10 protein-coding genes are annotated in these 13,001 nt (G+C 37.2%); 1 reads left to right on the forward strand and 9 read right to left on the reverse strand.

Translation table 11 applies throughout. The features are described 5' to 3' along the window. Positions 1-295 precede the first annotated feature (295 nt). From BK580_RS17875 to BK580_RS17895, 5 genes are all read right to left on the reverse strand, one after another. Positions 296-1,921 (reverse strand): ABC transporter substrate-binding protein, encoded by a 1,626-nt coding sequence (locus BK580_RS17875; RefSeq protein WP_078381661.1) that lies wholly within the window; start codon positions 1,919-1,921, stop codon positions 296-298. Positions 1,922-1,971: 50 nt separating this feature from the next. Continuing rightward, complete coding sequence (locus tag BK580_RS17880) at positions 1,972-2,841, reverse strand: carbohydrate ABC transporter permease (RefSeq protein WP_078381662.1); 870 nt, start codon at positions 2,839-2,841, stop codon at positions 1,972-1,974. A 12-nt stretch (positions 2,842-2,853) separates the two neighbouring features. Beyond that, positions 2,854-3,789, reverse strand: coding sequence for an ABC transporter permease (locus BK580_RS17885; protein ID WP_235864132.1), 936 nt, complete (start codon positions 3,787-3,789; stop codon positions 2,854-2,856). Between the two features lie 74 nt (positions 3,790-3,863). Beyond that, positions 3,864-5,483 (reverse strand): glycoside hydrolase family 43 protein, encoded by a 1,620-nt coding sequence (locus tag BK580_RS17890; RefSeq protein ID WP_078381664.1) that lies wholly within the window; start codon positions 5,481-5,483, stop codon positions 3,864-3,866. Positions 5,484-5,610: 127 nt separating this feature from the next. Further along, positions 5,611-6,672, reverse strand: a complete 1,062-nt coding sequence (locus tag BK580_RS17895) for an NAD(P)-dependent alcohol dehydrogenase (protein ID WP_408055264.1) — start codon at positions 6,670-6,672, stop codon at positions 5,611-5,613. A gap of 222 nt (positions 6,673-6,894) precedes the next feature. Here BK580_RS17895 and BK580_RS17900 point away from each other — a divergent pair, with 222 nt between their 5' ends. Next, positions 6,895-7,527: a YesL family protein gene (locus tag BK580_RS17900; protein ID WP_235864133.1), complete on the forward strand. Its 633-nt coding sequence runs from the start codon at positions 6,895-6,897 to the stop codon at positions 7,525-7,527. 103 nt (positions 7,528-7,630) lie between these two features. Here the strand turns inward: BK580_RS17900 and BK580_RS17905 are convergent, their stop codons facing one another. The 4 genes from BK580_RS17905 to BK580_RS17920 form a co-directional block, all read right to left on the reverse strand. After that, positions 7,631-9,763, reverse strand: coding sequence for a glycoside hydrolase family 52 protein (locus BK580_RS17905; protein WP_078382820.1), 2,133 nt, complete (start codon positions 9,761-9,763; stop codon positions 7,631-7,633). Positions 9,764-9,801: 38 nt separating this feature from the next. Beyond that, on the reverse strand, positions 9,802-10,602 hold the full coding sequence (locus BK580_RS17910; RefSeq protein WP_235864134.1) for a carbohydrate ABC transporter permease: 801 nt from the start codon (positions 10,600-10,602) through the stop codon (positions 9,802-9,804). 119 nt (positions 10,603-10,721) lie between these two features. Beyond that, the gene (locus BK580_RS17915; protein WP_078381666.1) at positions 10,722-11,600 is read right to left on the reverse strand and encodes a carbohydrate ABC transporter permease; all 879 of its coding nucleotides are present in this window, start codon (positions 11,598-11,600) and stop codon (positions 10,722-10,724) included. A gap of 67 nt (positions 11,601-11,667) precedes the next feature. Beyond that, positions 11,668-12,969 carry an extracellular solute-binding protein gene (locus BK580_RS17920; protein WP_078382822.1) on the reverse strand — a complete coding sequence of 434 codons (1,302 nt, stop codon included), beginning with the start codon at positions 12,967-12,969 and terminating at the stop codon, positions 11,668-11,670. Positions 12,970-13,001: the final 32 nt, after the last annotated feature.

Genomic DNA, 13,001 nt, shown 5'->3' on the forward strand with positions numbered 1-13,001 from the left:
TAGGCTACCCTGAAAATAAGTAGGTTGTCTGTCAAACTCCCTTCCAATTTCCGCTCCTGTCACTTGCTTTCCGCGGGGCGTTTCGGGAGCCTCCTCGGAGCACAGCTCCTGCGGGGTCTCCCGAAACGCGCTTCTCCAGCAGTAGTCAAGTACCATCCGCTGCAATCTACAGGGGAAACGGATAAATAGGAAGGTTTTCTGTCTAAATCCTCCCATTTTTCATTGCTCATGTTGCAATTTGGTTAGTTAGACAATTAGGTTGCCTCTCCTTTTGAAGGAGTGGCAACCTTTTTTATTAGTTGTTTTTCTTGTTGTAGTCTTGGTATGTTTTGTTAGCAAGTTCTAAATATTGATCAAGTCCTTGGTTTTTTAGTTCATTGACGAAAGCATCGAATTCGCTTAGATCACGTGTTCCTAGAATAAATTTTAAGGTGTTTTGATCTGAGTAATCTTTTAATGGTGTACTTAATAGTGTTACTCTTTCTCGATCTTCAATTGTGTATGGAATCGCTGGTTCTGCTGGAACTACTGTTTTTACATTTTTCATGTTCTCTTGGAATTTGATTTCTTCCTCTAGCATCATGGAATGTAATAATTCTGTATTACCACCATATGTGAATACACCGCCAGAGAAGCCATTTTCTATCCTTAAATCTTTCGAGCCTGCTGGGTTTAATCCGTTATAATTCCAATCAGCTGTTAATTTTCTTTCCCCATTTTCTTTTGTAAAGGTCGTACCTTCTACTCCCCACTTCACAAACTCTTGAGCTTCATCACTGTAGTAAAGCCAATCTACAAATTGTAATAAAGCTTCAAAATTCTCACTTTGTTTTGCTTTAGAAGAAATCATGACACCGTTTTCAAGACGAGTTCCGGCCATTAGCTGTCCAGCTGGTCCACCTGGTACCGTAATTTTAGAAATGGAATAGTTTCCTTCACCTAATAATTGATTCATACTATTGCGGTAAGAGACAACATCTTGAGAGTTTCCATTTATGATGAAGGATTTACCAGATACAAACTTTTGAATTGCTTGCTCGTCATCTTGTGTGAAGCTCTCTTTGTCTAACAATCCATCATTAACTAATTTATTGAAATAAGTAAGTAATTCCTTATACTCATCCGTAGTGGATGTGTAGATAAACTCATCCGCATCTTTTTTATACGTTAGACCATTGACAAAACCCCAACCTGCTTTTGTTCCAAATCCTACTGAGCTAATGTTTAACGTACTGTTAAATTGATAGCGATCAGAGAAAGGAATGTTGTCTGGATACTTTGCTTTCAAGGTTCTCATTGCCTCATATACTTCATCCCACGTTGTAGGTAGAGGAATATTATTCTCTTCAAAAATATCTGTACGAACGATTAAGGTGTAGTCAGGCCATACTGCTTCATGCAACCCCGGAAGCAAATAATACTTTCCATCGTTTTGTCTTAAACCTTCTAACTCATCCTCTAAGCCCCATTTCGTTACTTTATCCATAAAATGTGGCATTTTATCTACATAGTCACTAACTGGTAAAATTGCACCAGAGGAAACGAAGGCAGATTCTTCTCCACCATATGTTTTCGGAATAATAAGTGGTGAATCACCTGAGCTGATTAATAGGCTACGCTTTTGACTATAGTCACTCATCGGTATAATAGTAGGTTTTAATGAAACATTTGTTCTATCAGCAATCTCTTCCCATAGCAACCAATCTTTTTTGTATGGGTAGTTTGGATGATCACTGTACATAATTGTAAATTCTAGCTCTTCAGCTGATTTAAATGTTTCTCCGACTCCATAGGAATCCATTGCCCCTTTTTGCTCTTTTTCTACATCAGTGCTCGACTTGTCCGAACACCCTGCAAAAACAATTGTAAAGATAGTTAATAACACCAACATCCTCATGCGCTTTGAAAAAAATTTCTCCATTCCCTTTTCCCCCTAAAAAATAATATATGGTAAAAATGTAAAACCCCTCATTACTTTACCGATCCTAACATTACACCTGATACGAAATATTTTTGTACAAAAGGATAAATAGTTAAAATCGGTAAAATTGTTAATACCATCGTTACAGATTTAATATTCGCAGCAATTTGCGTTAAATTATCAGCTGATGTAGCTCCTGCAGAAACACCACCTGTTACCCCTGCGATCATGTTCCTCAAATAAATCGTAACGGGAAATAGCTCTTTTTGATCTAAATATAAGAATGCTGGAAACCAAGAGTTCCAATGTGCAACAGAATAAAAAAGGATCATCGTAGCAATTACTGCTTTACTTAAAGGCAAGATGATTTTCATTAAAATCCCATACGTATTTAATCCATCGATGGAAGCTGCTTCTTCTAGCTCTTCCGGCATATTCTCAAAAAATGATTTCATGATAAGCATGTTATAGATACTAATTGCTCCTGGAATAACAATTGCCCACATCGTATTGCCAAAACCTAGAGCATTAATCAATACATAGTTTGGAATTAATCCACCATTAAAGAACATAGTAAATACAGCAAATAGAGTTAAGTACTTTCGCCCCACAAGTCGTTTTTTCGATAGGGCATAAGCAAATATCGTCGTTAGAAACATCGAGATGACAGTTCCAACTACGGTGTAAACAACCGTGTTTTTATAGTTAATCCAAAACATTTTATCTGCTACTACCGTTTTATACGTGTCGATATTAAAGCCTTTTGGTAGCAAGTTTACTTTTCCTGCATTGATATATGCTTCACTACTGAATGATTGCGCAACCACATTGAGAAATGGATACAGCGTACAGAAAATTACTAATATCAAGATGAAGCCATTAAACACTTTAAAAATCTTATAAGACAGTGACTCTTGCATTATTTTCCCCTCCTACCACAAGCTTCTCTCTGTTAATTTTCTTGATATCTTGTTGGCTGAAAGCACTAATACTAATCCAATGATTGACTCAAATAATCCAATCGCTGTAGCATAGCTGAAGTTACTAGATTCTAAACCAACTCGATATAAATAAGTAGAAATAACATCTGAAGTATCATAAATTAATGGATTGTATAGGAGTAATATTTTCTCAAAGCCTACTGATAAGAAACTACCAATATTTAAGATTAGTAAAACTACAATGGTAGGTAAGATCCCTGGAATCGTTATATGTAAGGTTTGTTTCCACCTATTTGCACCATCTATTTTTGCCGCCTCATATAAAGATTCATCAATCGTCGTTAACGCAGCTAAGTATAAAATAGCTCCCCATCCCATCCCTTGCCATATTTCTGAGGTAATATAAATGGTCCTAAACCATTCTGCTTGCTGCATAAAATTAAGGCGCTCGCCGGTGAAAAATTCAACTATTGCATTGATAGATCCATTCACTGCAGTTAGCTGTAGGACCATACCTGCAACAATTACAATGGAGAGAAAATGTGGCAAATATGATGCCGTTTGAACGAATCTTTTAAACTTTCTTGCTTTTACTTCATTTAATAGTAGGGCAAATATAATCGGTATTGGAAAAGCAATAATTAACGTAAGACTTCCTAGAACTAATGTGTTAGTAAAAACCTTCCAAAAAGTAGGGTCATTAATAAACATTCTAAAATAGTGGAACCCAACCCAGCTTTCTCCATAAATATTTCCTCCAGGTACGAACCTTCTAAAGGCAATAACATTCCCAAGCATAGGGCCATATTTAAAAATAACTAAATAAATAATAGGTAAGATTAATAGTGAGTAAAGCTGCCAATCCTTTCGGATAATTGCAGCCATTTTTGCAAACCGTTTCTTTTTGTAAGGCTTTAATTCCTGCATAGGCTTTTTCTCTATTCCTACTTCCATCTTATCCCCCCATCTCTATACAAAAAGGATTCCTAACATGCTGATACTTAATTTTCGCCTGATTCCAATTCTTCATATCTAAAGTAATCAAAATCGGCAAAATGTCTTCTGCCAGAGGTATCCTGACAATGCATCCCAACAAATGCTCCTGTAAAGAAACCACCTTGGTCAATATAGTCATCAGAAAGCTTATAAGACTCAAATGCGACAGGAATATCATTCCAATTAGTACCATCAAAGGAATATTCAAATAGGAAGTAATCCTTCCGTACCTTCACTTTTAAATGCACCGCTTTCACTTCATCTGGAACTGTAATTTCTTTGCCTTTAATTGGTGCAGACGTTTGGTAACGATCGCATGCCATAATATCGATAATACGTCCCTTTTCCTCATGCTTTGTTACATGAAGATAAACCCAGTTCTTCGTATTGTAATAGCAGGTTAATCCAGCCATTTGTTGGAACGAAGTTGGATTAAACTCTACCTTCGTCTCCGCATCAAAATAGAAGCTTTGCCAGCGTCTTGCTACATGGGCTTGCGTGAATAAAGAGTGTAACGATTCTCTGCCGTACAATCTTAAATAGCCTGTTCGATTTGTTAGAGAGCCAATTTCCTTAGAAAAAGGAATTCGTAAAGTTTGAAAATGATGATTAAGAACTTCTGATTCGAATTCATCTTGAGTGTCAAAATCCTTTTCCCATACCACTTCTGGTAAATCGGGACCTTCTACCTGCCAAGATGGTGTGTTCCCACCTACTACGTATGGCCAGCCATCTTTCCACTCTAACTTTTGAATCGCCGTTTCCCTCCCTAATGGACAATAACCACGCTCTTCTAGGATTTTTCTTCCTTTTCGCTTCAAAGGTCTACCAGTTAAATGAACCATATACCACTCACCATTTTGCGTTTCCACAATGGAGGCATGCCCTGCCTTTTGAAGGGAATTTCCTGGATCATGCCAAGTAGTGATTAATGGGTTTTCAGGATGTACTTCATATGGTCCTGTAAGGCTTTTAGAGCGCGCAATTGTTGCGGCATGCTCATATTTCGTACCACCCTCTGCTGTGAGTAAATAATAATAACCATTAATTTTGTAAATATGAGGAGCCTCTGTTAAACCAAGATCTGTTCCTTTAAAAATATTTAAAGGTGCCCCAATTAATTGTTTCGTTTCCGTACAATACTCTTGAAGATTAATTCCATAGAAATGATGGTTGTCTACTCGATGATCCCAAACCATATTTGTTAAGTATTTTTTTCCGTTATCGTCATGAAATAATGAAGGATCGAATCCTGAACTGTTTAAATAAATGGGTTCGCTCCACTCTCCGTCAATTTGCTCAGCTGTGACAAGATAGTTATGCCCATCCTTCCACACATTTCCGTCTACTACCTTAATATCCGAATAGATTAACCAAAACTGCCCATCTGCATAACTTAAACATGGCGCCCATACCCCACCAGAATCTGGATTTCCAATCATGTTTAATTGACTCACTCGATTTAACGGTCTGCTAATTAATCGCCAATTCTTTAAATCTTTTGAATGGTGTATCTGAACACCTGGGAACCATTCGAAAGTGGATACCGCAATATAATAATCATCTCCCACTCGACAAATACTTGGATCTGGATTAAAGCCCTTTAAGATTGGATTTTGAATCATATAAAATTCCTCCTTATAAAAACGCTTTCAAATTATTTTAGAAATGTATCAGTTTGAAGCTCCTATACTAGTAATAGTAGTATGGTAGTTTGATAAAAAATGAAAACCCTTACATTTCAGGGCCGATTCACTCCTTTGGATAAACAAAAACCTTAAGAGTTGTGTTCTTATCCTTTATCGCTTTTTCGAATGCATCTTGCGTTTTAGCTAAGCTGTATTTATCTGTAATCATCTTTTCTATTTTATTTTCACTACTAGATAACAATTTAATTGCTATTGGGTACGTATGGTGATATCTAAAAATTCCCATCACATCAAGTTCTTTTTCTATTACTTGAGCAAGATTGATGAAGGCTTCGTCCTTTGAAGACATTCCAACAATCGCTACCCTACCTCCCCTTCTTACAGAAGAGATGCAGCCCTTTACTGCCACTTCACTTCCTGCTGTTTCAATAGCTAAATCTACTCCAGCTCCATTCGTGTACTCATTTATTCTCTCTTCTAAATTATCGTGAATGACATGAATAGCGTGAGTCGCTCCCAACTCCAGTGCTACATCTAAGCGATTTTGTTGAAGGTCTACCACAATAATATTGGCCGCCCCTTTTAATCTCGCTGCAGTTACTGTCATTAAACCTATTGGTCCCATTCCAAAAATAACAACTGTCTCTCCTGTAGACAAATTTCCTCTTTGGACTGTATGTAAGCCGACGGAAAATGGCTCTATTAACGCAGCTGTTTCATAGCTCATAGTATCAGGTATTGGGAAAACCAAGTCAGCCCTTATCGTGATATATTCACAAAAGGCCCCATCATATGGAGGGGTAGCTAAAAATTCAACTTGCGAGCATAAATTGTAACGACCATCCAAACAATTGCGACACGTTTTACAAGTTTTCCCTGGCTCAATTGAAACACGTTGCCCGACAATAAGCTTTTTCACTTCGATTCCTAGCTTTACAATTTCTCCAGACAGTTCATGCCCTAAGATTATTGGCTTTTCTACTACAAAGTTCCCTATTTTTCCATGCTCGTAATAATGGATATCTGATCCACAAAGTCCCACAGCCTTCACTCTGATCAATACTTCATCATCCTTAGGTTCTGGCCTTAGCACCTCTTGAATCTCTATCTTTTTTGAGCTTGTTAAAACTGCTGCCTTCATTTTGGTTTTTAACACGTATAAGATGCATTCCTTTCCAATTCATTTTGTATATAACTGAAATCATTCACCTAAGCTTAAATATGTTTTTTCTGACTTTTCAATCTTATTGATAAAAGTATACCACCAGAGACTTTGTTTGTCTATCGAATGAACAAAGTTTATTTTGAGACTTTTCTCTTATTTTTTCACTATTTTATAAGTTATAATAGACTTAGGTTTTTAAAGGAGTTGGCAACATTGCATACTGTGACAGGATTTTTATATAGAAGTTGCGAATGGATTATGAGATTTGCGTTTTTAAATCTTCTTTGGATCGTTTTTACATTACTTGGATTTATTATTGGAGGTTTTTTTCCATCCACTATCGCGATGTTTACTATCATTAGAAAATGGATAATCGGACATTCAGATCTCCCGGTCTTACACACCTTTTGGACTACATATAAGAAGGAATGGCTGAAAAGCAATCTACTAGGGGTGCTTTTACTCGCAGCTAGTTCCATTATTTATTTGGAATATACCGTTATTAACAATAGCACCCACTCCTTTTTGCAGTTAAGCAAATATCCTTTTTTTCTATTAGTAATTCTTTTTACTTTTCTACTGTTATATAGTATTCCTGTTTATGTGCATTACAACATTACGATACTGCAAGTATTCAAGAATTCCGTTCTTATTATGCTAATTAATCCCTTAAACAATATCGTAATGATACTTGGCTTAGTTCTTGTTTATTACATTGGACAAATTCTACCGGCCCTCCCTATCCTATTTGGTGGCAGTGTGAGCGCATTTATCATTATGTGGACCTGCATCCAAAGCTTTAAGCATATTGAACGCAAGAAAGATGCTTTAGCAACCATAAAAAAAGAAGAATAAACCCTCATTCGTTTATTCTTCCTTTTCATTATTCCCTTTTCACCTCATAACACTACTACCAAAAAGAGAGTTTAACAGATAACTTACCTATTTTCAGGGTAGCCTATTTCATAAAATTGTCCGCATCCTCATTAAGCCATAAAATACTCGTTACACCCCTTGGATAATACTTACTTCCACTTATTTCACCTGAAATGATTTGGTCACTCCAGCTCCAGACAGATAGCGTTGGGTGTGTCAGCCAATCCACATGGGCGGCATCTGCCTTCAGTCCTTTTTCATCCCATTTCAAGCCGAGAATTTGGCGTGCGATAAATTGAGATAAATAGATTTTACTTAACCAAGAATTATTGCTAGTCGAGGATATTTTCCATCCACCATTGTCAAATAAGCAGACCTCATCAACTAAGACTGTTTCTAGATGTTTTTTTAAGGCTTTAATATAATCAGAAAAACGACCGTTTGGATCTAATGCTTCCTTGGCGTTTGTAAAGTATGGAAAAACTAATCCTTCAATAGCAGGAATAATTTTCGAATCATTTCCTTCTCCAACTACTGCTGGGATATAGCCATCCTCCGTTACATGGCTGATGATTGTATTTGCACACTTTTCCGCTTGCTCTCCTGCCATTTTACTTAATTCAAGTTTTTCGGTTTCCGCGAAAAGTCTTTCCAGTGCGATATAAGAGGCCCAGCACTTTCCTGCTAAATAAATGTTGTTTCTCGCCTGTCCTAATGAAACATCTAAACTATCATAGGTTGTAATTTCAGCCCCACCCATGACACGACTTGAATCTAATCCCATAACTCCATTTCGCTTTTTGGCATCCGGATGATCTCTATTTAATAAACTAGTAAAACACTTTTCAACTATATTCATATTTTGGTTTAACCATTCTCTATCTTGAGTATGCTCCACATATGCGGCAGCACATAGCACCCAGTTGACTAGCTGCTCATGGGTCATATGCGAAAAGCAACCATCCAATCCATATAACTCATACGAAGAATATTGCGGTCGCGATATCGTGTTAGCGACCCCCATATCATGTGTAAAACTGATTCCACCTGGATACACCTGCTCCTCACCAGGAAAACGAACCTCATCTTCATAACTAAATCTTTTAACAAACATATCTAATTCATTTTTTACAGTCCAAGGATTCATTTTTAGCTCAAAGAACAATTGATCGACTGTCAGATCAAAGGTGTTCATCATGCGATATTCGCCCTCATTTACAATCCAGAACGGCTCCCCCTCGTGATCAAGTAATTGCGTGCATCCATAATAACTTCTTATTGAATGAGCTAACATAAACTTTTGATCATCTGATAAATGTTCTGCACCCTGTATGAGCTGATCTGCTTGGTGAGCTTTGTCTTTTACAATGTCACACTTGGATAACGCATATGTAGCTACCTCTTCAATGTTTTTAAAAAAGTGGGTGTAGTAATAAGAAGCATCTAATCCAGCCGTTACATATCCATCACGATGAAAACAAATGGCAAATTCATAGGTTTTGCTCTCACCCGCTGGAACGTCCATCACTAATGCACCAATAGGTCCTAGCCCAAATGTCCAGTTTTCTTGGAGTGGTGTAGTCAAGATATTCTCTAAACTGAAATGCATCGCCGATTTCACTTCTGAGTTTGCAGAAGCGATCGCTGTTATGCGTCCCTGCCCTACTCCAGCAATATTTTCACATGTATCATCTAAACGCCTCATCGAGCTGTACGGATCATTTCCTTCATAGGCAAAAAATGCTCTTCTTGGACTGGTTCCCTTTGTATTATCTACTGTTAATTCTGCCATCACAGCAGGCATTATCGTTAATTTCAACTCTTCATCTGAACCAGTGCCAGGCTCTGGAACCGGCGTGGCCTGTGTATAAATGGTAAAGGTTATATCCCCAGCCTTCCAAGTATCCGTTCCTAATTGGAAATCACGCTCTACCACTTCTTTTGCAAATGGATGAATGATTTTTGGTTTATCAGGATTAGGATCTGGATTTTCGATATCATATCGCTTACTTTCATCCTCCCCTGTATCAAAAAAAGGTAATGCTTCGTAAATTCCCTCTTTACCTCTAGATTCCACACCGATATACACATTCTTTCGTGGAGAACGACCTAATTCTAAATCTAAGCCACCACCACTACCTGGAAACCCAAGGGTAAAACTTGAAAAAGCACCGATTGGCGAATGATGAGCATTAAAGAATTTATTTTTCACCAAATTAAACTCCCTACTTTCTTCTGTTTTCACTACTCTATTTATCCTTTCACTGCACCGGAGGCAATCCCTTCGACAATCTTATTGCTTAAGAAGAAGAAGACAATCAAAATTGGCAAAATACTTATTACTAAAGTAGCGCCGATTGCTCCCCATTCGGTCATATATTGCCCAATGAAATTTTGGATTCCGACTGTCAAGGTTTTATATTTATCAGAGCTGATAAATGTATTGATAAAAACAAATTCATTCCAGTTATATATCATATTAATAATGACAGTAGTTGAAATTACCGGCATCGTTAGCGGCAACGTAATTTGAAAAAAGATTCGATGGACAGAGCAGCCGTCCATTACTGCTGCCTCTTCAATTTCGCGTGGTAATGTATAATAAAACCCTAATAAGATCATAATCGTCAACGGTAAATTAAAGGCAGTGTACGTTAAAATAATCGATAATGGATGATCTATTAAATTAATATTTATGAACATCTTAAACAAAGGAATTAATGCAGAGTGGACTGGAATCATAATCCCAATCATAAATAACCCAAGTACAAACTTACTATATTTCCAATTCATTCTTGTAATGGCAAAGGTCACAAGGCTTGCTGAAAGAACAGTCAACACTACCGCAACAAGTGTGATCCAAACACTATTAAAAAAATAGACACTAATATTTCCTTCTGTCCAAACCGTCACATAATTCTCCCATTTCGGGTTGGATGGCAATGCAAATGGAGAAGCATTAAACACTTCCTGATTATCCTTCAGCGAGAAGAACACTAACCAAACCAATGGATAAATTTGTAAAAATGCAATAATTCCAAGAATGAGATACATTACTCCGAATCCAATTTTTCGGATGATAGGGTTCGTCGACTTCTGGCTATGAAGTGGCGTTGCAGGGATTCCTGTATTCCCTTGTTGTTTCGGTATAGCATTCATATTTTTCCCTCCCTTTAGTATTGAACCTCTTCATTCGAAACGGTTAATTTACGAATCATCCAGGTAATTACTAAGCAGATTAATAGTAAGAAGAAACCAATAGCACTTCCATAACCAAAATCATCAGCTTTAAAGGCTTTTTGGTACATGTACGAGGCGATAACCTCACTTGCACCATTCGGACCGCCACCAGTCATTACATAAATTAAATCAAAATACTTTAGCGATCCAACAATGGCTAATACGATCGTCACTTTGATTACTCCAGCTATTAATGGGAGTTTGATTCGATAAGCAATTTGGATTGGCGAAGCACCATCAATTTTAGCTGCTTCTACGATGGAGTCCGGGATATTTTTCAATGCTGCATAATAGATTAAAATGTAAAATCCTGCATACTGCCAAATAATCGCAACAAATATAGCGCCTAACACTAACTTAGGTTCCGAGAGCCATGCCGGAGGATTATCAATACCAAGCGACATTATTAGGCTGTTCAATAATCCGTTCGATGGATGATAGATTTTCAACCATAGCTGTGCAATTGCAACAGAGGATAATAGCATCGGAATTAAATAAATTTTTCTTAATAGATTTGCCCCTTTTATTTTACCTGCCAATAATAAAGAGATTGCTAAGTATCCGACTAAACTTAACGCAGAGAATATTGCCAGTAAAAACGAATGACCAGCACTATTCCAAAAAAGCTTGTCTTGTATCAGCTTGATGTAGTTATCTAGCCCAATAAAAGACATCTCACCAATTCCATCCCACTTCATTAATCCATAATATCCAGTTAAAATAATCGGAATATAAATTAACACAGTGATTAACAGAAGCGCGGGGAGAATATATAAACCGATGATGAATTTGTTAGACATAACCTTATTCATTTTTTTCAGCCCCTTATTTAAGAAGGACATATCACTTAGTGTGGATATGCCCTTTTTCATTCTTTTCTTATTCTTCGTTTGCTAAGGCAGCTTCATGCTGTTTTGCAAAATCTTCTGGTGTCGTTTGCTTCCCAAATAACGCTTGAATCATATTTAAATGCTCTTGCGCTACAGATGGACTCATTTGTACATCTGCATACAATGTAATATTACTTGCATTACTTAATTCATTTAACACATCAATGTACAATGGTGGTAAATCAATAGCAGAAGTATCAACCTTCGTTGCTGGAATTACTCCTGCATCTGTAACCGATCTCTCTCCCCATTTCTCTACGAAGAACTTAACAAAATCTTTTGCTTCTTCCTTAACAGTTGATTTTTCAGAAACGAATAAACCTACTCCTGGTCCACCGACAAAGCTATTAATATCTCCTTTTCCTCCTGTTACAGTTGGAAATTTAAAGAAACCGATTGAATCTCTGAAGTCTTGTGGAACATCTTCGTTTGTCGTATAGTTTGGTAACTCCCAAGATCCCATTAAATACATCGCAGCTTGATCATTCATAAATGGACCTTTTGCTTCATCATTGGATAATCCATTAAAGCCCTTAACGAAAGCATTCATGTCTACTAAGCTTTGAATCTCTTTCGCCGCTTCAACTAGTGCCGGGTCTTCAAAGCTACCTGTTCGATTAATAGCATTCGTTAATGTTTCTGGACCACCTAAACGGTCAGCAAGATACATATACCACATAGACCCAGTCCAGCGATCTTTATTTCCTAATGTAATTGGTGTAACACCGTTGTCTGAAAGTGTTTTTACAATGTTTTTAAATTCGTCATATGTTTCTGGCACTTCAAGACCATATTCTGCAAAAATATTTTTATTATAATAGATAGGGGCAATATTTAATTCAAGTGGAAAGCCATATGTTTTCCCATCAACTGCATATGCTTCTGTCGTCCCAGCAATAAAGGATTCTCCTAATTCACCCGCTAGCACATCATCTAGTGTTGCAAATTTATTTCCATTTACATACGGCTCTAAGAAACCTGCCGCCCATGTCATCCCAACATCAGGTAATTCATTAGAAGCTGCTAACACTTTTAGTTTCTCCTTATATTGTTCATTTGAGAGAATTTCTGTTTCAATTTTCACATTCGGATTATCCTTCTCAAACTCTTCAATAATATCCTGAACAATTAAGTTGTGCTGTTTCGAGCTACCTGCTGGCCAAAGATGCATGAATTTTACAGTAGACTTATCGCCATCACTATTACTCTCTTCAGAACTAGAGCAACCGGACAAGGCTAGTACCAATACTAGGGAAAGAGCAATAAATAATGGAAACGCTTTCTTTTTCAACAAAAAAACAACCCCCTCTATTTTTGTGATGT

It is taken from the genome of Sutcliffiella halmapala, from assembly GCF_002019665.1.
GTDB lineage: Bacteria > Bacillota > Bacilli > Bacillales > Bacillaceae_I > Sutcliffiella_A > Sutcliffiella_A halmapala.

Excerpts from the sequence above, each read along its gene's own strand:
- BK580_RS17875 (WP_078381661.1), bottom strand. The coding sequence starts at position 1,921 with ATGGAGAAATTTTTTTCAAAGCGCATGAGGATGTTGGTGTTATTAACT.
- BK580_RS17880 (WP_078381662.1), bottom strand. The coding sequence starts at position 2,841 with ATGCAAGAGTCACTGTCTTATAAGATTTTTAAAGTGTTTAATGGCTTC.
- BK580_RS17885 (WP_235864132.1), bottom strand. The coding sequence starts at position 3,789 with ATGCAGGAATTAAAGCCTTACAAAAAGAAACGGTTTGCAAAAATGGCT.
- BK580_RS17890 (WP_078381664.1), bottom strand. The coding sequence starts at position 5,483 with ATGATTCAAAATCCAATCTTAAAGGGCTTTAATCCAGATCCAAGTATT.
- BK580_RS17910 (WP_235864134.1), bottom strand. The coding sequence starts at position 10,602 with ATGTATCTCATTCTTGGAATTATTGCATTTTTACAAATTTATCCATTG.
- BK580_RS17915 (WP_078381666.1), bottom strand. The coding sequence starts at position 11,600 with ATGAATAAGGTTATGTCTAACAAATTCATCATCGGTTTATATATTCTC.